Below are 20,123 nucleotides of genomic sequence, written 5' to 3' on the forward strand. Positions count from 1 at the left end.
CGGCATCTCAGCGGGGGTGCGGCCGAGCGCCGGGCCGCCTTCTCCGACCGCGGATGCGCGCAACTCCCTTGCCGCTACGGAGAGTCGGCGGGCGCCCAACCGTGGTGCGGCGGGCGCTCCCGGGCGCCGCAGGGGCGGTTCGGGGCGCGGGGGTGGTGCGTGCGCGGTGCTCCGGGCTCCCGGCGCCGCCCGCCGTCGAACCCTGCTGACCTGCCGGAACATCGGACACCGGGCCCGGCGCCCCCTACCAGGACGGGCCCCGGGACGCCAGGGGGTGACCCCGACTCGGCCCTGGACGGGTGACGTTCTGCTGAAAGTGGGCATGCCAGGAATCGCCGTCCGGCATGCTGTCCCGCGTGATGATGCGGATGGAGGTCCAGACCGTGAGCGCGAACCTGCCGGAGACCCTCGCCGAGGGAGCGGTGGTGCTGCCGGCCACCCCTCGGATGGTGGGCGACCTGGCCCGTGACCTGACCCAGGCCGCCGCGGCGGTCCGGGCGGTGTCGCGCGACTTCCGCTCGGACACGGACGTGGCGGTCGCCGCCTACACCGCGGTGGTGTGCACCGGGCGGTCGGCCGCCCGCGCCCTGGAGGAGGCCGCCGCCTGGTGTCGGCAGGCCCCCGAGGCGGAGGTGCACTCGCTGGCCTGGGCGCGGGTGCCGGGGCACCGGGAGGACGTCCACGAGTACCGTGTCACCCTGGCCGTCAGCTTCCCCGACGCGGAGACCGGCGAGTACGTCGGCGACACCCATCACGCCCCCCGCTGAAGCCGTATCATCGGCCCCATGGTTGAGGGGGGTACGAACGTATGGTGAAGGGCCCGACCGCCGACCCGAGCGGCCCGGAGGCCGGGGAGCGCGCGGCCGACCCGCAGGAGCTTCCGCGGTCCGCCGCCGTCGTGGTCACCGTGCTCGCCGCGGTGTTCGGCGCAGCGGTGCTGCTGGCCGTGTTCCACTGGCTGGGGTGGACCGTCCCGTGGGTCGGCTGGATCGTCGCCAAGGCCGGGATCAAGCTCGCCGTCGGCGGCTTCGCCGGTCTGGCCGTCGCGTTCGCCTGGCTTCGGGCCAGGCTGCGGGCGCGGCCCGGGAGTTGACCGCCAGGCCGGTCAACCGGCCTGCGGCGAGGGGCAGGTGAGGTCGCGCGCGGGCGCGGCGTCATCCAGCAGATAGCGCTCGACCACGCCGGTGACGCAGGTGTCGGTGGTGGGGAACTGGCCGTGGTCGCCGTTCCCGGTGACGGTGACCAGCCGCGAGCCGCGCAGCGCCCGGTGGGCGCCGAGCGCCGCCTCGTAGTAAGTCGCCGGGTCGTGCAACGAGTTGAGCATCAGCGTGGTCGGCAGGTGGGCGCCGGTCACTTTGACCTCGGGCGCCGGGGCGACCGGCCAGGCGGCGCAGACCGCGCTGAAGGCGAGCGTCCGGGCACCGGCCAGCGGCCACCGGGCGGTGTACTCGGCGCCGCGCTGCACCCAGGTGCCCATGTCCTTGGTCCACGGGGTGTCGTTGCAGGTCACCGAGAAGTACTCGGCGAGGAACTCCGGGCTGAGGTAGCTGTTGAAGGCCTTCGCGGCCGCCGCCCGGGTGGTGGGGTCGGCGCCCTGCCAGTCGTCGACGGTGGCCAGCAGTCCGGCCAGCTGGGGGAAGTTGGCGGCCCGGTAGATCGCCGACATCGCGAGGCTGTCCAGCTGGTTCGGGCCGATCGTCAGCGTGCCCTCGACGATGGGGGAGTCGTGCAGCGCGGCCCGGCGCCGCTCCCAGTGCGCCCGCACCTGCTCCGGGGTCGAGCCCCAGTGGTAGGTGGTGTCCCGGGCCGCGAGCCAGGGCGCGAAGTCCTCGTCGAAGCGGCGCTGGAAGCTCATCGGCTGGCCCAGTTCGAACTTCTCCCAGGTGCCGTCGAAGCCGATGTTGCTGTCCAGCACCATCCGTTCGACCCGGTGCGGGAAGAGCGTCCCGTAGTAGGCGCCGATCATCGAGGCGTAGGACGGGCCGTAGTAGCTGAGCTTGCGCTCGCCGAGCAGGCCGCGGAACAGGTCGATGTCGTGGGCGGTCTGCTCGGTGGTCAGGTATGGGATGAGGTCACCGCTGCGCTCCTGGCAACTGGCGGCCAGCTTACGTGAGTTGGCGATCACCCGGTCGATCGCGGCGGGGGACTGGTCGCGGTAGTCGCCGGCCAGGAACTCCTGGAACTCCTCCTGGGTCTGGCAGACCGCCTTGGTGCTCTCGCCGACCCCGCGCTGGTCGAAGCCCACGATGTCGTACGCGGCGGCGATCGCCGGGGCGTCGGCGGCCAGCCCGGCCGGTCGCAGCAGACCGGCGCCGCCGGGGCCGCCGGCCGCCTGGAGCAGGACGCCCTTGCGCTTGGCCGGGTCGGTGGCGCGGTGCCGGGAGACGGCGATGGTCAGATCGGCCCCGGCACCGGGGTGGTGCCAGTCGCGGGGGGCGGTCATGGTGGCGCAGTCCAGGGCGGGCTGCCGGGCGCAGGGCTGCCAGTTCAGGTTCTGGTGGGTGTAGCGGGCGGGCGCCGGGTCGGCGTCGCCCGGGTCGCGGCCGGTGGCGGCACTCGCGGTGGCGGGCGCGGCCAGGCCGGCCAGGAGGACGGCGGCGACGGCCAGCGCGGCGCGTCGGGTGCGGGGTGCGGTGGTTCCGGTGGGCTGGGCTGCGGTCTTCGTCACGGGAACGATCATGTCGGGGCCCGGTCTGATGATCGATCATCCCCACTGCCGTCTTCGGGGTGGTGCTGGATACACCCCCGCCGGAGCGGGGGCTCCAGTCGCGTCCTCAGTAGGCGGCGGTGAAGCGGGCCCGGCGGTGGACGGGCCGTTCGGCCTCGTCGAGGAGCGCGACGGCGAGGTCCTCCATGGAGATCGCCGAGTTGCCCTCGGCGTCCACCAGCAGTTCGTCCCGGCCGAGCCGGAACAGGCCGGTGCGCACGCCGGGCTCCAGCACTGCGGCGGGGCTCAGGTACGTCCAGTCGATGTCGGGGCCGGCGGCCCGGTAGAGGTCGAGCTGCTCGCCGCAGGCCAGGGCGATCGGCCGGATCGCGTCGGGGAAGCCGGGGCTGTCGACGAGGACCGTCCCGTCGGCGCCCGGGACGAGCAGGCTGCCCGCGCCGCCGACGGCCAGCAGCCGCGCGCCGGTGCCGGCCACCCCGGCCAGCAGGCCCTTGGTGGCGACGGCCAGCTCGTGCTCACTGCCGGGCACCGGGCGGGTGGCGGTGATGATGACGTCCTGTCCGGCCGCGATCCGGGCGACGTCCTCGGGGGCGCGGGCGTCGCCCGTGACCAGGGTGACGGCGGACGGCAGCGCGTGCGGCTTCGCCCGGTCCCGTAGGACGGCGGTGACCCGGTGGCCCCGGGCGAGGGCCTCGGCCACGATCCGGCCGCCGACGTTGCCGGTGGCGCCGAACACGGTGATGCGCATGGGGATGCTCCCTGGGAGTGAAGGCGGGACGGGGTCAGACGTTCGCGCGGACGGGCCGCGCGCTCGCCGTCGGCTCGGCGCCGGAGGCCGGCCGCGCCGTGGTGCGCGGCCGCCCGGTCTGGGCGGCGATCAGCGAGCCGAGCACGACCAGGGCGCCGAGCGCCTGGAGCGGGCTCAGGTCCTGGTCGAGCGCCAGCCAGCCGAGCAGGGTGGCGACCACCGGGCTGAGCAGCCCGAGGAAGGAGACCGAGACCGGTGACAGCTCCCGCAGCCCGCGGAACCAGAGCGCGTAGGTGACGGCGGCGCCGATCAGGCAGAGGTAGGTGTAGCCGAGCACGTTGGCGAGGCTGTAGTGGGACGGCGGGGCGCCCTCGGTGAGCAGCGTGACCGGCACCAAGAGCAGTCCGCCGGTGGTGAGCTGCCAGCCGGTGGTGGCGAGCATCGGCGCGGGGGAGACCCAGCGCTTGGAGAGCACGATGCCGGCGGCCATCACCGCGGCTCCGCCGAGCGCGGCCGCCACCCCGAGCGCGTCGAGCCGGGCGTTGGCGCGCAGCACCAGCAGGCTGACACCGGCCACGCCCGCGATGCCGGACAGCACGGTGCGCAGGGTGAGCCGGTCGCCGAGGACCAGGGCGGAGAGCCCGGCGGTGATCAGCGGCTGGACGGCGCCGACGGTGGCCGCGATGCCGCCGGGCAGGCGGTAGGCGGCGATGAACAGCAGCGCCTGGAACACCCCGATGTTGAGCGCGCCGAGGACCAGCGAGCGCCACCACCAACTGCCCTGCGGCAGGCGGCGGGTGAGGGCGATCAGGAGCAGCCCGGCGGGCAGGCAGCGGATGACGGCGGCGAGCAGCGGCCGGCCGGGCGGCAGCAGCTCGGTGGTGACCAGGTAGGTGGAGCCCCAGACCGCCGGGGCGAGGGCCGTCATCAGGACGAGGGCGAGGCGATTTCTTAGCACTAAGCAAATATATCTCAGCGCTAAGGCATTCTTCATCACTTCGGATGAGTGGTGTGGCTCACAGTTACCTCAGTGCTAAGGAATTCGGGGAGTGGTCGCCTACCCTGAACCCGTGGCAGATCATGTGGACCGCATCGTCGCGCAGTGGGGCGCGGAACGCCCCGACCTGGACGTCTCCCCGATGGAGGTGTTCGGCCGGCTCAAACGCCTCTACCGGCTGGTGGACGCGGAGCTCAACCGCACCTTCGCGGAGCACGGGCTGGACGCCGCCTCCTTCGACGTCCTCGCCACCCTCAAGCGCAGCGGCCCGCCCTACCGCCTCACCCCCACGGGCCTGATGCAGTCCGCGATGGTCACCTCCGGCGCCATCACCCAGCGCCTGGACCGGCTGGAGGCCCGCGGCCTGGTCACCCGGACCCGCAGCGACCAGGACGGCCGCAGCCGCGAGGTCGCCCTCACCCCCGACGGCCACGCGCTGATCGACCAGGCGCTGCCCGACCACCTCGCCACCGAGCACCGGATGCTGGCGGGCCTCGACGAGGCGCAGCGGACCGCGCTGATCGAGACGATGCGCGTCATGGTGGCGGACCTCGGGGGCGAGGCGGAGTAGCCGGATCGTGGGCTACGGCCTGACCGCCACCGCCTTGAAGAAGGCGTAGTGGAACGTCCCGCCCGGCTCGGCCGCGCGGCGCAGCTCCGCGACGCCCCGGTCGAAGTCCTCCGGGGTGGTCAGCCCGGCGGCCAGCGCGTCCGTCCGGACGGCCTCGACCATGGCGACGAAGGTCCGCAGCGTGAAGCCCTCCACCAGGGCCGGGCGGGACCCGTCCGCGTAGACCGTCCGCGGCCGGACCGCCACCTCGGCGAACCCGGCCGCCGTCAGCAGGGGGTGCAGGCGGCGGCCGAGCAGGCCGTCGCCGCCCGCCCCGGCCTGCAGCCGGACCAGATGGTCGACGGTGCGCCGGGCCGCCGGGCTCTCCGGATGGAAGAAGGCCGAGCCGTGGTCGCCCTCGATCACCGTGATCGTCCCGCCCGGCCGCAGCACCCGGCGCAGCGCGGCCAGCCCGGCCGCCGGGTCGGGCAGGTGCTCCAGGACGAAGCAGAGGAAGACGTGGTCGAAGGAACCGTCCGGGAACGGCAGCCGGTGCAGGTCTCCGTGGTGCCAGCCGACCTGCGCGGCGGGCGCCTGCGCGGCCACCCGGGCGCGGGCCTGGGCCAGCGACTCGGCCGAGAGGTCGGCCGCCGTCAGCCGGATGCCGGGGCTGGCGGCCAGCAGGTGCACGGTCTGCGCCCCCACCCCGCAGCCCGCCTCCAGCACCCGGCTGCCCGGCGGATACCCGGTGCCCGCGTGCAGCAGCTCGGCGAGGGTGTCGGCCTGGTCGCCGAGGCGCCGCGCCTCGGCGACCGAGTAGCCGTGGACGTAGTCGCGGCCGTGGCCCGGCGCCGCCGTGTCTGCCATGTCTGCCGTGTCTGCGGTTTCTGTGGTCATGGCCCCACCCTCGCCGCCACTATGGTCCGGTGAACAGGTCCAAAGCCGAGCCATCCGACCAGTCCAAAGGGGCCCGGCCCGAAGAGGCCCGGTCCGAGGAATCCGGCGCCGACTTCCTCCAGCTCGACCCGGTCGACGCCCCGCCCGGCGGCCTCACCGACTGGCTGGCCCGCCGACTGCGTGAGGCCGTCGCCGACGGACGGCTCCCGGCCGGGACCAGACTGCCCGCCAGCCGGGTGCTCGCCGCCGAACTCGGCGTCTCCCGCGGCGTGGTGACCGACGCCTACCGGCGCCTCGCCGAGGAGGGGCAGGTGGCCGGCCGCGGACGCGGCGGGACGGTCGTGGTCGCGGCCCCTGCCGTGCCGGCGGAGCCGGACACGCCCCGTCCGGCCCCCGCGCTGTTCCGCGACGACCCCGGCCCCGAGGGCTTCGACCTGCTGCGCGCCACCCCCGCCCGGATCGACCTCACCCCCGGCGTGCCCGACCTCGCGGCCTTCCCCCGCGGCGCCTGGCTGCGCGCCGAACGCGCCGTCCTCGACGGCCTCGCCGCCTCCGACCTCGGCTACGGCGACGTGCGCGGCACCCCGGCCCTGCGCCGGGCCGTCGCCCACTGGCTGGCCCGCAACCGGGGCATCCGCGCCGACCCGGACGAGGTGCTGATCGTCGCCGGCACGGCCCAGGCCCTCGCCCTGCTCGGCCGCGCCCTCGGCCGCACCGGCATCGACGAGGTCGCGGTCGAGGACCCGGGCTCGCTCGGCGCCCGCCGGCAGCTCGCCCACTGGCTCTGCGCCACCCCGCCCGTCCCGGTCGACGCCGAGGGCATCCGGGTCGACGCGCTGCGCGCCACCGGCGCCCCGGCGGTGCTGCTCACCCCCGCCCACCAGTACCCGACCGGTGTCGTCCTCGGCGGCGACCGGCGGCGCGAACTGCTGCGCTGGGCGGGGGAGGGCGGCCTGGTCATCGAGGACGACTACGACGCCGAGCACCGCTACGACCGCCCGCCCGTCCCGGCCCTGCGGGCCGCCCTGCCGGACCGGGTCTGCTACGCGGGCAGCATCTCCAAGCTGCTCGCTCCCGCGCTGCGCACGGGCTGGCTGCTCGTCCCGGCCCGGTTGCGCGGCGCCGTCCTGGACGCCAAGCGCTTCGCCGACCTCGGCAGCCCGGTGCTGCCCCAGCTGGTCCTCGCCCGGCTGATGGAGTCCGGTGACCTCGACCGCCATCTGCGGCTGCTGCGCCGCCGCCACCGTCGCCGCCGGGACGCCATGACCGCCGCCATCCGCACCCACCTGCCGGGCGCCACCGTGCACGGCGCGGCGGCGGGCCTGCATCTGATGGTGACGCTCCCGGCGGAACTCGGCTGCACCGACGTGGAGTTGGCCGCCGCCGCGTTGGCCGAGGGGGTCAAGGCGCAGCCGCTGTCCTGGCATGCCCGGCTGCCGTACCCGCCCGGTCTGGTCCTCGGCTACGCGGCGGGGTCGGTGGTCGAGATCGAGGAGGGGCTGGCGGTTCTGGGGCGGCTGGTGCGCCGGGCGTCCTGATCCCGGCATCGGCTCGTGGCCGGACCTCGAAACACTCGGTCGGCCTAGGGGCGCGGCCCCTGTGAACCACCCATGGCTTATAAGTCGGAATATCGGATGAAGCTGGATGAGGGTGAATGCCGGGCCGGACCCCGGGGTACGTTGACATGCTGAAGTCAAAAGCCGACCCGGGAGGCGTGATGACCCCGTTCCGCAGTGTCGCTCAGCTCGGAGTGGTCCTGGCCGTCATGGGGGCGGCGCTCGGGCCGGTGCAGCTCGGCTCCTCCGCCCGGACGCAGGGAGCCCCGAGCGCCTCAGGCGCCCAAGGCGCCCCGGGTGCCCCGGGTGCCCCGGGTGCCCCGAGCGAGAGGACCGCCGCGATGGCCGGCCATGAGCAGGAGGACTCCCGGACGCTCGCCGGACGGCGGATCGTCCTGTCCTACTCCGGCCCGACGCCGCCGGCCGGGGTGCTCCAGACGATCCGGGAAGGCCGGGCCGCCGGGGTGATCCTGTTCGGCGAGAACGTCACCAGCCCGGCCCAACTCGCCGAGGCCGTCGCCGCCTTGAAGCAGGCCGCGGCCGAGGCCCCGCACCCGCGCACCCTGCTGCTGATGACCGACCAGGAGGGCGGCAAGGTCCGCCGGCTGCCCGGCGCGCCCGAACTCTCCGCCCGCGGCGTCGGGTCGGCCGCCAACCCGGTCGCCGCGGCGGCGGACTCCGGGGCCGGCGCCGCCCGGACCCTCGCCGACGCCGGGCTGAACCTCAACCTCGCCCCGGTGCTCGACGTCTACGACAAGCCGGACAACTTCATCGACCACTTCGAGCGCTCCTTCAGCCAGGACCCGGCCAAGGTGGCCGAACTGGGCACCGCCTTCCTCACCGCCCAGCAGGGCCTCGGGGTGGCCGCGACCGCCAAGCACTTCCCCGGCCTCGGCGCCGCGCCCCGGGGCGAGAACACCGACGAGGGCCCGGTCACCCTGAACGTCCCGCTGTCGCAGCTGCGCTCCCGCGGTGAGGCCCCGTACCGGGCGGCCATCGCGGCGGGCGTACGGCTGGTGATGGCCTCCTGGGCGGTCTACCCGGCGCTGGACCCGGACCACCCGGCCGGGTTCTCGCCCCGGATCATCCAGGGCGAGCTGCGCGGCCGGCTCGGCTTCGACGGCGTCACCGTCACCGACGCGATGGAAGCCGAGGCGCTCGCCCCGTACGGCGGCACCGGTGACCGCGCGCTGGCCGCCGCCGGGGCCGGGATGGACCTGCTGCTCTGCTCCGCCCGGGACCCCCAGCAGGGTGAGGACGCCACCGAGGCGCTGGCCGCCGCCCTGGACGACGGCCGGCTGGACCGGCACGCCTTCACCGCCGCCGTCGCCCGGGTCGACGCCCTGCGCACCTCCCTGGACTGAGCCGACGGCGCCGTGCCCGGCCGGAGCCTCGCGAGCGGCCGGGCACGGTGACGACTTGAAGAAATCTTCATCTGTCGCGATGATGCCTACCGGCCGCGGCGTCCACCCCGCCCGGCCGGACGACCACCGAGCCGGACGAGGGAGAGGGCGGACGATGCCGGTACCGCTGTACCAGGCCAAGGCGGAGTTCTTCCGTACCCTCGGCCACCCCGTACGGATCCGGGTCCTGGAACTGCTCCAGGACGGACCCCGGCCGGTGCGCGAGCTGCTGGCGGAGATCGAGGTCGAACCCTCCAACCTCTCCCAGCAGCTCGCGGTGCTGCGTCGCACCCAGCTGGTCACCGCGACCCGTGAGGGCAACACCGTGGTGTACGCGCTCAGCACCCCGGACGTGGCCGAGCTGCTGAGCGCGGCCCGCCGGATCCTGACCGAGCTGATCACCGACCAGGGCGCGCTGCTCACCGAGCTGCGCGCCGCCGGCGGTCGGCAGTCGCGCTGAGCCGCGCCCGGCCCGTCCGCCCCACCCGAGGAGAAGCACCACCGTGAGCAAGAGCACGAACGACGGCACCAGTGAGGAGAAGCGCCGCCGCAAGGCGATGCTGATCCGCGCGGGCATCTACATCTTCGCCACGCACCTGTTCGCCGGTTTCGTGCTGCTGCTGTTCGCGCTCGGCGGCCGCAAGTAGCACCCCGGGCGGGATCGTTTCACCGGCGCCGCCCGCCGTCCGGCACCAGGTAGCGGTCGCTGGTGCTGCTCCAGGCGTGCACGCCGGCGACCAGCTCCCGGGTGCCGTCCAGGTACCAGCGGCCGGCCGGGTGGCGGCGCAGCAGTTCGCGGCGCAGCTCCTCGCTCTCCTGTCGCAGCCGCACCACCTGGGCGCGCACCGCGTGGACGGCCCGGCCGCGGGTGCAGCCGCGGGACCGCTGGACGGTGAGCACGGTGTTGAACGCGGCGCCGCTCTGCCGTTCCTCGCGTTCCAGCGAGTACAGGTCGTTGATCAGCGTGGCGGCGTCGGCGGTGTTGGCGCGCAACCGGTGCAGCGCTGGCTCCGCGTGCAGGGCGGCCGGGGCGTCGGCGCCGTGGACCCGTTCCATTATGTTCATGAACGGGTAGAGGCAACTGCCGTGCCGGCGCAGCCGCATGGTGTCCGTCAGACCGAGGCCGCGGGCCGGTACGGCGCCCCGCGCGCGGTGGTCGGCCTCGGCGGGGAAGGTGGCCAGGCAGGCCCGCCACTCCCGGGCCGCCCGGGCGCGCCACTCGGGGGACATCGAGGCGGTCTGCCGGTTCCACAACTCGCGCCAGGAGTCCAGCAGTCGGTCGTCGGACGGGCTCGCGCCGCGGGCCCCGTCGAGGACCGCGACCAGCGGGTCCACCAGGGCTCGGGCCTCGGCGGGGTGGCGGCCGGGCGACTCGTCGAAGCGGTCGTCCAGGATGGTGAACCAGCCCAACACGTCCACCAGCAGGTCGAGTTCGGTGCCTCCGACGCGGGGGAAGGCGCGGCCGATCAACTCGTGCAGCGCGTAGGCCCGGTAGCGGGGCAGCTCGGCCGGGGTGAGCAGGCCGTGGCGGACCACCCAGTCGGCGTGCCGGTCGGCGGCGCGCCGCAGGTCGCGCGGCGGGCGGGGGCCGACCGCCGCTGCGGCGCCGGTGAGCAGGCACCGGCCCGGTGGCGGCCCGCCGTGCGAGGAGGGCGCTGGGGAGGCTGTGTCCCCCGGTGAGGAGGCGGCATCGCCCTCGCGGGAGGCCGCCGAGGCGCCACCGCGAGGGGAGCGCGCGCCGCGCGGCGCGAGCCGCACCCGCAGGCCGTGCGCCTGGACCGTGGTCCACACCACCTCGCGGGCGCGCGAGCCCGACACCGCCACCGGCCGCCAGCGGCGCAGGATCGCCGCGGCCGCGACGGTCAGCTCCGCCCAGGCGAAGGCCTCGCCGATGCACTTGTGCTTGCCCGCCCCGAACGGCAGGAAGGACGGCCGTCCGGTGCCGCTGCCGTCCTGCCAGCGTTCGGGCCGGAAGCTCAGCGGCTCCGGGTAGCGCACCGGGTCGCGGTGCAGCGCGGTGAGGCTGTACAGCAGCTCGGTGCCGGCCGGGACGCGGTACGGGCCGAGCTCGACCGGCACCCGGGCGGTGCGCATCAGGAAGGCGTTCGGCGCGTGCAGCCGCACCACCTCCTGGGTGACGCTGCGGGTGTAGGTGAGCCGGCTCAGGGCCTCGGGAGTGGGGACGGTGCCCGCGGGCAGGTGTTCGTCCAGCTCGGCGAGGACGCGCTCCTCCGCCTCGGGGTGGCGCAGCAGCTCGTCCAGCAGCCAGGTCAGCGTGGTGGAGACGGTCTCGGTGCCCGCGCCGAACATGGTGATCGCCTCGGACCGCACGTCCGCCTCGGTGAGCGGGCAGCCGGTGGCCGGGTCGGTCGCGGCGCGCAGCAGCGCGGGCAGGGTGCGCCGGCGCTCCCCGCCGGACGCGGTCGCGGCGCGGCTGTCGACGGCCTGGTCGACGACCCGGTTGAGCACCCGGACGGCGTCGTCGAACCGCCGGTTGACGGGCAGCGGCAGCCGGGCGAGCGCCGGGTTCGGGTAGAGGGACTGGACGATCTGGCCCTTGACCAGGTCCGGCAGGGCCCGGTGGAAGGCGAGGGTGGCGTCCTCACTGAGCCGGGCGTCGAACAGCGCGCGGGTGACGATCTCCAGCGCGAGGTGGTTCATCTCCTTGGCCACGTCGAGGACCTGGCCGGGGCGCCAGCGAGCGGCCCGCTCCTCGGTGACCTGCTGCATCACGGCCAGGTACTCGCCCATCCGGTCCGCGCCGAAGGCGGGCTGGATGGTCCGGCGCCGGTCGCGGTGGGCCTGGCCCTCGGACATCAGCAGACCGTCGCCGAAGGCCGTCTTGAGGGTGTCCTGGACGGCGCCGCGCGGGCAGTCGTGGGCCAGTGCGACGAGCAGGGTGTGCACCAGGCGGGCGTCGGTGACCACGCAGACGCTGCGCGGACCGAGCCGGATGCGGACCACCCCGCCGTGGCCGGAGAGCGAGCCGAGGAAGCCGAGCGGGTCGCGCAGCAGGGCGGCGGCGTGCCCGAGGCCGGGCAGGGCGCCGGGCGCCAGCGGGGGGACGGCGGCGCGGGCCAGGGGGGAGGGACCGGGTGCGGTTCTCGGGGGGACGATCAGCTTCCGCGTCTCGGTCAGCAGGGACATGACACTTCCTCTCACCAGAGTGGCCGGCGCGGGCGATGCCGGGTGGCAGTGGTGGGCCGGCCGCGGGACGGGGGACCGCCCAGTGCGGGCCCCGCGCGCGCCCCCGGGCGGAGGGCGCACGTTTGGCAAACGCGCCGGTTTCCCGAGCGTTGCGCCGAATGTGCGGGGATCACTCCAACGGCCGATCGGATCGACCCTTTCGTGCGTGCTCGAAGACCGGTGTTGACCTGCGCGGATGCCTGTGCCCGTACGGTCCGCGGCGATCCCGGAGGGCAGGGTCTTTGGACCCTCGCCGTACGGGCGTGCGAGGGCCAGCATGGTTGCGAAGAAGGAGGCCCCTGATGACCCGTCTGCGCCACCGGCCCGCCCTCGATGTCCGGGTGGAGATCCGCGGCGAGCTGCCGCGCGAGGATGCCGAGTATGCCCGGGCGCGGGCGCTGGACACCGCCACGGAGCTCGGCCCCGACGCCCACGCGTTGCGGCTGCGGCTGACCCGCTCGCGCGACCGTTCGATGTCCCGGCCCGCGCTGGCCCAGGCGGACGTCGAACTGGCGGGCGTCGGACCGGTCCGGGTACAGCTGGCCACCGGCACCGCGCGCGAGTCCGTCGACCTGGTGCTCGGCACCCTCGCCGGGCGGGCCGTCCGGCTGCGCGAACAGGGCGACATCGGCTTCGCCGCCTCGTACGAGAGTGCCTACCGCCCGCAGTTCGCCGACCGTCCGCTCGCCCAGCGGCGGATCGCCCGGCACAAGGCGGTCGTGCTCGCCCGCCGCACCCCCGAGCAGGCCACGCTCGAACTGCTCGCCCTCGACCGGCGGTTCCACCTGTTCACGGACGCCGCGACCGGGCGGGACATGCTGGTCCACCGCTGCTCGCCGAGCGGCGCGATGGAACTGTGCGCCGCGGGCAGCGGCGCGGTGCCCCCGCTGGACCTTTCCGAGGCGGCCCGCCGGCTCTGGCTCATCAACCGCCCGTTCGTCGGCTACACCGATCTCGGCGACGGCCGGGCCCGGGTGCTCTACCGCCGCTTCGACGGCCACTACGGCCTGATAGTGCCGGTATCGGACGGCCGGATCGGGGCAGGAACCCTGTCGGCTCGGGACTGACACCGCGGCGCGACGACCACACCACGAACTCTCCACGACAAGGGGCCGGGACCATGGACTGCGACGAGGTCATGCTGACCGTCCGGATCACCGCCGCCGAGCGCGCGCTGCTGCGCGAACTCGCGCGCGGGCACGGCGGCGACGTCTCCGAGGTGGTGGTGGACGGGCTGCTGGAGGTCATTCCGGCGCTGCACGACGACGCCTGCGTCCTGCCGCTGATGCGCGTCCTGGCCCGGCCGGCGCCCTTCGCGCTCACCCTCTGGCTGCCCGCCCCGATCGCGGACCTGCTGCCGCTGCTCGGCGAGCGGCTGGCCCGGACGGGCGGCCCGGCGGCCGGCCCGGCCAGTGCCGCGCTCTCGGCCGCGCTGCGGCTCTGGCTCGCCGGGGACCGGGTCGCCCTGGCGGCCGGGCTGGCCCGGCTGCACGGCGGCTGCGGTGCCGGCCTCGCGGGCATCGGCACGGTGCCGGCGCGTGCCGGGGCGGGCGCGGCGGCCTTCGGCATGGCGCCGGTGAAGGTCGCCGCCTGATCCATTCCTGACGGATCATCAGATGCCGGGTGGTGCCTACCGCCCGGCATCTCGCTTGCCGGGCGTGGCGCCCGATGTGGTGAGTATCGGTCAGATCACGCCGAATTCCGCCGACTTGATCCTTCTGTACTCCCACGACATTCGAACTCCTCTGCTGGTGCCGGGGATCGGTGGCCCTTACCGGAACTGTTCGCCGGTGAAGACCTCATGAGCCGTTCCGGGTAAGGCTGTTCCTGTGAGCCCGGGAACCGGTCGGCGCGTACGCCGGCCGCTCCCGTATTCCTGCCCCCACACCGCCCGAGGACCAGCCCGTATGCGAACCCGCCCCCGCCTCGCCGCCCTCGCCCTCGCCGCCCTGGCCGTGCTGGCCGCCGCCGCGCCCGCGGCCGCCCACGGCGACAGCGTCCATCTGGACGTCACCGGTCGGCGCGACGCCCGCGTCAGCGCCGTGGCCACCTGGGAGGACGACCACGACCCGGTGACCGGGGAGTTCGCCGGCACGCTCTTCGCGACGGCCTCCGACGGCCGCACCGTCGGCCCCTGGCGCCTGGTCACCGTCCCCGACCACCCGGGGACGTACACCACCCGGGAGGCGCTGCCCGCCGGGCACTGGCGGGTGACGGTGGACTGCGCCGTCCCCGCCCCCGGGCACGGCGAGCGCGAACTCGACGTCGACGCCGTGGTGGTGGCCGACCCGGCGCTCCCGGAAGCCTCGCCGCTCGTCGAACCCGCGCCGTGGTCCGCCGGGACCCCGGGCCCGCTCCGGGAGACCGCCGCCGCTCTGGTCGCCGCCCGGCAGGCCGCGCCCGGCCCCGTCCACGCGACCACCTCGGTGGCCACCGTCTGGGCCGCCGTCGGCACCGCCTGCACGGCCGTCGTCCTGGTCGCCACCGGCCTCTGGCTGCGCCGCCACCGCGGCTGAGCAGCCCGTCGGCCCCGGGTCGGGAACCGGTCGGATGCGAACCGGCGTCCCTTCCGGGCAGCGGACGCCACCGGGCGTCCGGCCGATCGCAAGGGAGCGTCCGCGCATGAAGAAGGTCCTGATCACCGGAGGCGCGGGATTCATCGGCAGCACCGTCGCCTCCGCCCTGCTCGACCGGGGGATCACCCCGGTCGTGCTGGACGACCTCTCCCGGGGGCGGGTCGAGTTCGTCGAGGACCGGGTCTTCTATCGGGGCGACATCGCCGACGCGGCCCTGCTGGACCGGATCTTCGCCGAGCACCCCGACATCGACGCCACCGTGCACTGCGCCGCGAAGATCGTCGTCCCGGAGTCGGTGGCCAGGCCGCTGTACTACTACCGGGAGAACGTCGCCAAGACCGTCGACCTCCTGGACTCCCTCCAGCGCCACGGCTGCACCCGGGTCGTCTTCAGCAGCTCCGCCTCGATCTACGCCCCCACCCCCGACGCCCGGGTGGACGAGAGCAGCCCGGTCGACGCCGCCAGCCCGTACGCGCGCACCAAGCAGATGATGGAGCAGGTCCTCCAGGACTGGACCCGGGGCGAGGGCGCCGAGCGCCAACGCGTCATCGCCCTGCGCTACTTCAACCCGATCGGCGCCGACCCCCGGCTGCGCACCGGCCTTCAGGACCTCCGCCCCACCCACGCCCTCGGCAAGCTCATCGAGGCGCACACCACCGGCACCCCGTTCACCGTGACCGGCACCGACTGGGCGACCCGCGACGGCTCCGGCATCCGCGACTACATCCACGTCCAGGACCTCGCCGAGGCGCACGTCGCGGCGCTGCTGCGGTTCGACGAGGTGATCGCCCCGGGCGTGGCGGACCGCTACCGGGTGATCAACGTCGGCACCGGCGACGGGACCACCGTGCGGGAGCTGATCGCCGCCTTCGAACAGGCCGTCGGCACCAGCCTGGAGGTGCGGGAGGCGGGGCCGCGGCCCGGGGACGTGATCGGCTGCTACGCCGTCGTGGACACCGCCCGGGACCTGCTCGGCTGGCAGCCGCGGCGCGGCATCGCCGAGGGGGTCTCCGACGCGCTGGCCTGGCGGCGGGTCTGGTCCGCCCGGATCGGCGTCAGCTGACCGCCGCCGGGCGCTACGTGACGGCCTCGCCGGACTTCGGCCAGTTGTCGCGCAGCCGGTCGAGGTAGGACTGCGCCTGGGAGCCGATCCTGACGCCCCGGGCGAAGGCCAGCATGTTGCCCGCGCCGGCGTTGTAGCCGAGCGCGAGGAGTTCGTCCCGGGTGAGCGACACGCCCGGGCGGGCGGGGAGTTGGGCGGCGAGGTCGTGCAGGTGCCAGGCGGCGGCCTGGACGGCCAGGTCGCGGTCGTCGGGAAGCTCCTCCCACTGGCGGGAGGCGAAGGGGCGGCCGGGCTTGGTGTCGTCGAAGGCGGCCCGGTGCATGTTGGCGATGCCGAAGGAGGCGTCCGGCTTGCCGCGCTGCCAGGCGCGTTCGAGCTCCGGGTCGTGCGGCTTGTACGACTCGTTGTAGAGGATCGCCATCAGCAGCTGCGGGTTGACCCCGGCCTCGGCGGCGTACCGGCGGACCGGTTCCGCGTAGTCGGCGGGGTCGTAGGCGCCGGACGGCTTCGAGGGCTTCGACGGCTTCGTCGACGGGCTCGCCGACGGCGCGGCGCCGGAGGCGGCGGCGGTCGGGGAGGGGTCGGCGGTGGCCGCGTCGTCGTGGCCGTTGCCGCGGATGAGGCCCAGTCCGGCCACCACCACGACCCCGATCACCAGCCAGCGTCCCCGGCCGGACCCCTTCTTCTCCTCGCTCACCGCTGCCGCCCCCTCCCCGTTCGCCCGTGCGCCCGTTCGAACGCCGCGCGGCTGCTCGTGTCCTGCGGCAGGTTACTCGGCGGGCTTCTGGTCGCCGTCGAGGTTGCGCAGGAAGTCCTTCGCCTTCTCGACGCCGGTGTCGATCTGGCCGCTGAACTTGCCGTCCGTGCGGTCGTCGATCGCGTCGCCGACCTTCTCCAGCCCCTGCCCGATCACGTCGCCGTGGTCACGGGCGAGGTCGGTGGCCTTGTCCGCGAGGTTCTTCAGACTCTCAAACATGGTGACGCTCTGCTCCTCTGATGCGTTCCTGATGGTGTGCCGACGTGGCGGGGATCATGACCATCCTAACGACGGCCACCAGACGGTCTGCCGCTGCCGGGTGACAGCGGATGACTTTGCTGAAATGGGTTTGTATGCTCCAGCCCGTCTTCTACAGAAATGTAGAGGTCGGGATCGTCACCGGGATGTCGCCAGGACGCCACCAGGACCGACGACCTCCCGGAACGCGCGGCGGTGCGCCCAGCGCACCGCCGCGGCCGCCACGACCGAGGGAAGTGCGCATGGCCGGGCAGCGGGCGAGAACGCCGTACCAGGACGCGGGACCGCGCACCGAGGACCGCGCCCTGCCCGCCCAGCGCTCCCGGGCGGCCGGCGCGGGAACCCCCGGGGCCGGCGCCGAACCCGGGGCGCCCCGGCAGGCCCGGACGCAGCGGCCGGGGGCGGCCCGGCGCCGGCAGCAGGCGCGACGGCGCGGCGGGGTGGCGGCGGCGCTCTCGGCGGTCGGCCTGCCGCTGCTCGGGGCCGTCGCGGACGAGCTCGACGGGCCGGGCGTGGGCTTCCTGTTCGCGGTGGGCTCGGTGCTCGGGACGGCGGCCGCGGTGGCCCTGTGCGGCCGGGCGGGCCGGTGGTGGGTGCTGACGGCGGCTCCGGTCGTGGTGCTGCTCACCGCGTCGGGCGTGGAGTACCTGGCGCACCCGGAGAAGTACCAGGGCAAGAACCTCGGCACCGGTGCGCTGCGCTGGGTGGTCGGGGCGTTCCCGGTGATGGCGGTGGCGGTGGGGGTGGCGCTCGCGGTGGTCGTGGCCCGCGAGGCGGCGGCCCGGCGCCGGGCGGTGGCGGAGCGTCGACGGGTCGGCCGGGCGGCTGCCCCGGCCGGAAGGGGCCGCCGTGGCTGAGCGCCGCATCCGGACCGGCGTCGGGCGTGGCCGCGGCCGCAGGGGCCACGCCCCGCACCGCGCCGCCGCCCCGCTGACCGTCGCCGGGCGCACCCTGGCCTGCACCGTCTCGGCCGCCGTGCTCGGTGCCAGCGGCTTCACCTGGTACGAGTACCGCAGCCTGGACGACGGCATGATCAAGTCCGACGCGCTGAACGAGGCCAAGAAGAACGCCCCGCCCCACCTCGACAAGTCCGTCAACCTGCTGCTGATCGGCCTGGACAGCCGCAAGGACATGGACGGCAACGACCTGCCCAAGCAGTTCGTGGAGGACGAGCTGCACGCCGGCTCCAGCGGGATCGGCGGCTACAACACCAACGCCCTGATCGTGCTGCACATCCCGGCCAACGGCGGCCGGGTGACGGCGCTGTCCGTCCCGCGCGACGACTACGTGCAGACCACCGGCGCGGACGGCAAGCCGCACAAGATCAAGGAGGCGTACGGCATCGCCAAGGAGGCCGCCGAGCAGAGGCTGGCCGGCAAGGGGCTCTCCAAGGCGGAGCTGGAGCGGCAGAGCCGCGAGGCCGGCCGCTCGGCCACCATCCAGACCGTGCAGAGCTTCCTGGACGTGCCGATCGACCACTTCGCGGAGGTGAACCTGATCGGCTTCTACGACATCGCCAAGTCGGTCGAGCCGATCCAGGTCTGCCTCAACCACCCGGTGGACGATCCGATCATCGCCCGGACGGCCGGCCACGAGGGCGGCGGCACCGGCCTCAAGCTCCCGGCCGGGATCAGCTCGCTCGACGCCGCCCAGGCGCTCTCCTTCGTCCGCCAGCGCCACCACCTCACCAACGGCGACCTCGACCGGACCCACCGGCAGCAGGCGTTCCTGTCCTCCGTCGAGTACAAGCTCAAGCAGCAGGGCATCCTGAACGACTTCGGGCAGATGCAGAAGCTGTTCGCGGTGGTGAAGAAGGACGTCGTCATCGACAACGAGTGGAACATCCTCGACTTCGCCCAGCAGGCGCCCAACCTGACGGGCGGCAACGTGGAGTTCAACACCCTGCCGATCAGCGGCTTCAAGACGGTCGGCGGGCAGGAGGTCAACACCGTCAACCCGGAGCTGATCAAGAAGATCGTCCGGCAGCTCTTCAACCACGAGCCGATGCCCGCGGCTCCGGCCGGCCCGCCCGGGGACGTGCCCGGCGAGCAGGCCCCGGCGTCGTGGCCTGCCGCCGGTCCGAGTGCGGCGGCCAAGGCGGTGGTCGACGTCAACGCGGCCGCGGGGGCGGGCGCGGCGGCCACCGAGTCCAAGGCGCTGGGCGAACTCGGCTACCAGGTGGGCCGGATCGGCGACGCACCGGTGCGGACCAGGGCGACCACGGTGGCGTACGGGGCCGGGGCCAAGGCCGACGCCCAGCAGCTCGCCGCCCGCTACGGGGTGGCCGCGGCCTACTCGGCGGCGGTCCCGGCGGGCCACGTCGTGATCACCCTCGCCGTCTCGCGCACCCCGAGCCCGGCACCGGGCTCCCCGCCCGCCGCCGCGGCGGGGGACCCGTCGGCCGATCCGGCGGCGGGGCTGCCGATGCAGGGACCGGCGGTGAAGGCGGGCGGGATCCCGTGCGTGGACTGAGGTCCGGGTGGGGGCCTCGGCGGAGGGGTGCCCGGTCGAGGACCTCGACGTACACGATCCGCTCGTCCACGACGTCCAGGACGAGCATGCCGGTGGCCGGTGTCAGCGGTACGCACCGGTGGCCCGGGCCGAAGGGGTGCTCCGGGGCCGTCACGGGCGGGGCGCCTTCACCCCGTGGACGGCGGCGTACTCGGCGGCGAGCCAAGGGCCCAGGTCGTCGACGAGCAGGGCAAGGGCGGTCCGGTCGGCGGCCGGGGTGCGGGCGAGACCGGCGGCCAGGCGCACCTGGGCGGCGCGCTCGGGGTAGTACCCGGCGAAGACCTCGGCGGAGGCGGCCAGGTCGCTGGTCCAGCCGCCCCAGCGGGGCATCACCAGGGTGAAGGCGGTGCGGACGAGGCGGCGGGAGACGCCCCGGGCCAGGGTGCGCAGCTCGGCGTCCGTGCCCGCGGCGGCCAGGCGCTCGCGCCACTTCGGAAGGAGCAGGGCGACGTCGCCATTGGTCTCCCGGGCGAGCAGCGAGGTGGGGCGGTAACGGGGGAGCCGGTCGGCGAGGTCCTCGCCGAACAGCGGGGTGCAGAGGCAGGCGACGAACCAGCCCAGGTCATGGCGCTCCAGTTCGCTGAGCAGCGTGCCCGTGCCGAAGAGCAGCACACCGACGCCGTTGACCTCGGCGAACTCGGCGTCGAGCGCGGCTTCGAGGGCGTCGGCCGCCGCCCGGTCCGCGGCCGTGGGCTCGTGGTGCAGGGCGAGCAGCACATCGAGGTCGGAGACACCGGGGATCGCGGTGCCGCGCGGGACACTGCCGTAGAGGTAAGCGCCGTGCAGCCGGTCGGGCCCGAAGGCCGCGGCGATCCGCTCGCGGGCGGCCGCGACGACCGGTGCGAACGCCGGCGGCACGCGCTCCAGCGAGCCCTCCCGTGCGATGTACCCGTCCCGATCAAGCCCCTGAGTGGCGGTCATGGCGGTACTCTGCCGTACCTTCACCGTGCTGA

General features: G+C 74.8%; 21 protein-coding genes. 13 read left to right on the plus strand and 8 right to left on the minus strand.

Features of this window, described 5'->3' with window-relative positions; translation table 11 throughout:
• Positions 1–344 precede the first annotated feature (344 nt).
• Positions 345–767 carry a hypothetical protein gene (locus QWJ13_RS18970; RefSeq protein ID WP_316525833.1) on the plus strand — a complete coding sequence of 141 codons (423 nt, stop codon included), beginning with the start codon at positions 345–347 and terminating at the stop codon, positions 765–767.
• A gap of 41 nt (positions 768–808) precedes the next feature.
• The gene (locus QWJ13_RS18975) at positions 809–1,093 is read left to right on the plus strand and encodes a hypothetical protein (RefSeq protein ID WP_316525834.1); all 285 of its coding nucleotides are present in this window, start codon (positions 809–811) and stop codon (positions 1,091–1,093) included.
• Positions 1,094–1,105: 12 nt separating this feature from the next.
• Here the strand turns inward: QWJ13_RS18975 and QWJ13_RS18980 are convergent, their stop codons facing one another.
• From QWJ13_RS18980 to QWJ13_RS18990, 3 genes are all read right to left on the minus strand, one after another.
• Positions 1,106–2,668: an alpha/beta hydrolase gene (locus QWJ13_RS18980; protein WP_316525835.1), complete on the minus strand. Its 1,563-nt coding sequence runs from the start codon at positions 2,666–2,668 to the stop codon at positions 1,106–1,108.
• A 106-nt stretch (positions 2,669–2,774) separates the two neighbouring features.
• Positions 2,775–3,416 (minus strand): NAD(P)-dependent oxidoreductase, encoded by a 642-nt coding sequence (locus tag QWJ13_RS18985; protein WP_316525837.1) that lies wholly within the window; start codon positions 3,414–3,416, stop codon positions 2,775–2,777.
• A 34-nt stretch (positions 3,417–3,450) separates the two neighbouring features.
• Entirely contained in the window at positions 3,451–4,410 is a 960-nt protein-coding gene (locus QWJ13_RS18990; protein ID WP_316525838.1) for an EamA family transporter, read from the minus strand.
• A 76-nt stretch (positions 4,411–4,486) separates the two neighbouring features.
• Between QWJ13_RS18990 and QWJ13_RS18995 the strand changes: the two genes are divergently transcribed.
• Positions 4,487–4,984, plus strand: coding sequence for a MarR family winged helix-turn-helix transcriptional regulator (locus tag QWJ13_RS18995; protein ID WP_316525839.1), 498 nt, complete (start codon positions 4,487–4,489; stop codon positions 4,982–4,984).
• Between the two features lie 12 nt (positions 4,985–4,996).
• Here QWJ13_RS18995 and QWJ13_RS19000 read toward each other — a convergent pair whose 3' ends face one another.
• A complete protein-coding gene (locus QWJ13_RS19000) occupies positions 4,997–5,830 on the minus strand; it encodes a methyltransferase domain-containing protein (protein ID WP_316525840.1) in 834 nt (277 codons plus the stop codon).
• A 59-nt stretch (positions 5,831–5,889) separates the two neighbouring features.
• Between QWJ13_RS19000 and pdxR the strand changes: the two genes are divergently transcribed.
• The 4 genes from pdxR (at position 5,890) to QWJ13_RS19020 (ending at position 9,466) form a co-directional block, all read left to right on the plus strand.
• Entirely contained in the window at positions 5,890–7,398 is a 1,509-nt protein-coding gene (gene pdxR, locus QWJ13_RS19005) for a MocR-like pyridoxine biosynthesis transcription factor PdxR (protein ID WP_316525841.1), read from the plus strand.
• A gap of 359 nt (positions 7,399–7,757) precedes the next feature.
• Positions 7,758–8,780 (plus strand): glycoside hydrolase family 3 N-terminal domain-containing protein, encoded by a 1,023-nt coding sequence (locus tag QWJ13_RS19010; RefSeq protein ID WP_316525842.1) that lies wholly within the window; start codon positions 7,758–7,760, stop codon positions 8,778–8,780.
• Between the two features lie 154 nt (positions 8,781–8,934).
• A complete protein-coding gene (locus QWJ13_RS19015) occupies positions 8,935–9,279 on the plus strand; it encodes an ArsR/SmtB family transcription factor (RefSeq protein WP_316525843.1) in 345 nt (114 codons plus the stop codon).
• Between the two features lie 43 nt (positions 9,280–9,322).
• On the plus strand, positions 9,323–9,466 hold the full coding sequence (locus tag QWJ13_RS19020) for a DUF6126 family protein (RefSeq protein WP_316525845.1): 144 nt from the start codon (positions 9,323–9,325) through the stop codon (positions 9,464–9,466).
• Positions 9,467–9,485: 19 nt separating this feature from the next.
• Here the strand turns inward: QWJ13_RS19020 and QWJ13_RS19025 are convergent, their stop codons facing one another.
• A complete protein-coding gene (locus QWJ13_RS19025; protein WP_316525846.1) occupies positions 9,486–11,966 on the minus strand; it encodes a cytochrome P450 in 2,481 nt (826 codons plus the stop codon).
• A 341-nt stretch (positions 11,967–12,307) separates the two neighbouring features.
• On the opposite strand from QWJ13_RS19025, the gene QWJ13_RS19030 reads away from it, so the two are divergent.
• From QWJ13_RS19030 to galE, 4 genes are all read left to right on the plus strand, one after another.
• A complete protein-coding gene (locus QWJ13_RS19030; RefSeq protein ID WP_316525847.1) occupies positions 12,308–13,072 on the plus strand; it encodes a sigma 54 modulation/S30EA ribosomal C-terminal domain-containing protein in 765 nt (254 codons plus the stop codon).
• Between the two features lie 53 nt (positions 13,073–13,125).
• Complete coding sequence (locus QWJ13_RS19035; RefSeq protein WP_316525848.1) at positions 13,126–13,599, plus strand: hypothetical protein; 474 nt, start codon at positions 13,126–13,128, stop codon at positions 13,597–13,599.
• 313 nt (positions 13,600–13,912) lie between these two features.
• Entirely contained in the window at positions 13,913–14,521 is a 609-nt protein-coding gene (locus tag QWJ13_RS19040; protein WP_316525849.1) for a hypothetical protein, read from the plus strand.
• Positions 14,522–14,627: 106 nt separating this feature from the next.
• Positions 14,628–15,644 (plus strand): UDP-glucose 4-epimerase GalE, encoded by a 1,017-nt coding sequence (galE, locus tag QWJ13_RS19045; RefSeq protein WP_316525850.1) that lies wholly within the window; start codon positions 14,628–14,630, stop codon positions 15,642–15,644.
• Positions 15,645–15,657: 13 nt separating this feature from the next.
• On the opposite strand, the gene QWJ13_RS19050 is transcribed toward galE, so the two are convergent.
• Together QWJ13_RS19050 and QWJ13_RS19055 are read right to left on the minus strand one after the other, a co-directional pair.
• Entirely contained in the window at positions 15,658–16,341 is a 684-nt protein-coding gene (locus tag QWJ13_RS19050; RefSeq protein ID WP_432277549.1) for a lysozyme family protein, read from the minus strand.
• Positions 16,342–16,413: 72 nt separating this feature from the next.
• On the minus strand, positions 16,414–16,620 hold the full coding sequence (locus QWJ13_RS19055; RefSeq protein WP_316525851.1) for an antitoxin: 207 nt from the start codon (positions 16,618–16,620) through the stop codon (positions 16,414–16,416).
• 281 nt (positions 16,621–16,901) lie between these two features.
• Here QWJ13_RS19055 and QWJ13_RS19060 point away from each other — a divergent pair, with 281 nt between their 5' ends.
• A complete protein-coding gene (locus QWJ13_RS19060; protein WP_316525852.1) occupies positions 16,902–17,516 on the plus strand; it encodes a DUF6542 domain-containing protein in 615 nt (204 codons plus the stop codon).
• Positions 17,509–19,131: an LCP family protein gene (locus QWJ13_RS19065; RefSeq protein WP_316525854.1), complete on the plus strand. Its 1,623-nt coding sequence runs from the start codon at positions 17,509–17,511 to the stop codon at positions 19,129–19,131. Before QWJ13_RS19060 ends, QWJ13_RS19065 begins: the two co-directional genes overlap by 8 nt.
• 150 nt (positions 19,132–19,281) lie before the next feature.
• Here QWJ13_RS19065 and QWJ13_RS19070 read toward each other — a convergent pair whose 3' ends face one another.
• On the minus strand, positions 19,282–20,091 hold the full coding sequence (locus QWJ13_RS19070) for a nucleotidyltransferase domain-containing protein (RefSeq protein WP_316525855.1): 810 nt from the start codon (positions 20,089–20,091) through the stop codon (positions 19,282–19,284).
• Positions 20,092–20,123 lie beyond the last annotated feature (32 nt).

Origin of the sequence: Kitasatospora brasiliensis, from assembly GCF_032654805.1 — a bacterium.
GTDB classification, from domain to species: Bacteria; Actinomycetota; Actinomycetes; order Streptomycetales; family Streptomycetaceae; genus Kitasatospora; species Kitasatospora brasiliensis.

Excerpts from the sequence above, each read along its gene's own strand:
- QWJ13_RS18970 (WP_316525833.1), top strand. The coding sequence starts at position 345 with ATGCTGTCCCGCGTGATGATGCGGATGGAGGTCCAGACCGTGAGCGCG.
- QWJ13_RS18975 (WP_316525834.1), top strand. The coding sequence starts at position 809 with ATGGTGAAGGGCCCGACCGCCGACCCGAGCGGCCCGGAGGCCGGGGAG.
- QWJ13_RS18985 (WP_316525837.1), bottom strand. The coding sequence starts at position 3,416 with ATGCGCATCACCGTGTTCGGCGCCACCGGCAACGTCGGCGGCCGGATC.
- QWJ13_RS18990 (WP_316525838.1), bottom strand. The coding sequence starts at position 4,410 with ATGAAGAATGCCTTAGCGCTGAGATATATTTGCTTAGTGCTAAGAAAT.
- QWJ13_RS19000 (WP_316525840.1), bottom strand. The coding sequence starts at position 5,830 with ATGGCAGACACGGCGGCGCCGGGCCACGGCCGCGACTACGTCCACGGC.
- QWJ13_RS19010 (WP_316525842.1), top strand. The coding sequence starts at position 7,758 with ATGGCCGGCCATGAGCAGGAGGACTCCCGGACGCTCGCCGGACGGCGG.
- QWJ13_RS19015 (WP_316525843.1), top strand. The coding sequence starts at position 8,935 with ATGCCGGTACCGCTGTACCAGGCCAAGGCGGAGTTCTTCCGTACCCTC.
- QWJ13_RS19025 (WP_316525846.1), bottom strand. The coding sequence starts at position 11,966 with ATGTCCCTGCTGACCGAGACGCGGAAGCTGATCGTCCCCCCGAGAACC.
- QWJ13_RS19030 (WP_316525847.1), top strand. The coding sequence starts at position 12,308 with ATGACCCGTCTGCGCCACCGGCCCGCCCTCGATGTCCGGGTGGAGATC.
- QWJ13_RS19035 (WP_316525848.1), top strand. The coding sequence starts at position 13,126 with ATGGACTGCGACGAGGTCATGCTGACCGTCCGGATCACCGCCGCCGAG.
- QWJ13_RS19040 (WP_316525849.1), top strand. The coding sequence starts at position 13,913 with ATGCGAACCCGCCCCCGCCTCGCCGCCCTCGCCCTCGCCGCCCTGGCC.
- galE (WP_316525850.1), top strand. The coding sequence starts at position 14,628 with ATGAAGAAGGTCCTGATCACCGGAGGCGCGGGATTCATCGGCAGCACC.
- QWJ13_RS19055 (WP_316525851.1), bottom strand. The coding sequence starts at position 16,620 with ATGTTTGAGAGTCTGAAGAACCTCGCGGACAAGGCCACCGACCTCGCC.
- QWJ13_RS19060 (WP_316525852.1), top strand. The coding sequence starts at position 16,902 with ATGGCCGGGCAGCGGGCGAGAACGCCGTACCAGGACGCGGGACCGCGC.
- QWJ13_RS19070 (WP_316525855.1), bottom strand. The coding sequence starts at position 20,091 with ATGACCGCCACTCAGGGGCTTGATCGGGACGGGTACATCGCACGGGAG.